The organism is Neisseria sp. P0021.S007, from assembly GCF_051956855.1.
Map to the genome: position 1 here is coordinate 1 of NZ_JBQCXA010001787.1, position 435 is coordinate 435.

General features: G+C 60.7%; 1 pseudogene. It reads left to right on the forward strand.

Annotated elements, in window-relative coordinates:
- Nucleotides 1–435 (forward strand): annotated as a pseudogene (locus tag ACTHUR_RS21460) (cation:dicarboxylate symporter family transporter); the annotation flags it as partial.

Consider the following 435-nt stretch of genomic DNA (forward strand, 5'->3'; position numbering starts at 1 on the left):
GTTTTAGGCTCCGCATTGCGCCACCACGGCTCCGACACCACCCGCCAAGTCGTCTCCGACCTCTCCGAAGCCGTGACCACCGTCGTACAATGGGTTATCCGCGCTTCGCCCCCTTGGGCATTTTCGGACTGGTCTCCCAAACCGTCGCCGAAACCGGCTTTGCCGCCTTCCTCAGTTACGGACGCCTGCTGGCAGTCCTGCTCGGCAGCATGGCATTCATCGCCCTCGTCGTAAACCCGCTCATCGTCTGGTCGCAAACCCGCAAAAACCCCTACGGACTGGTCTTCACCTGCCTGCGCGAAAGCGGACTCTACGCCTTCTTCACCCGCTCCTCCGCCGCCAACATCCCCGTCAACATGGCATTGGCAAAAAAACTCGGCTTGCATGAAGACACCTACTCCGTCTCCATCCCGCTGGGCGCAACCATCAACATGG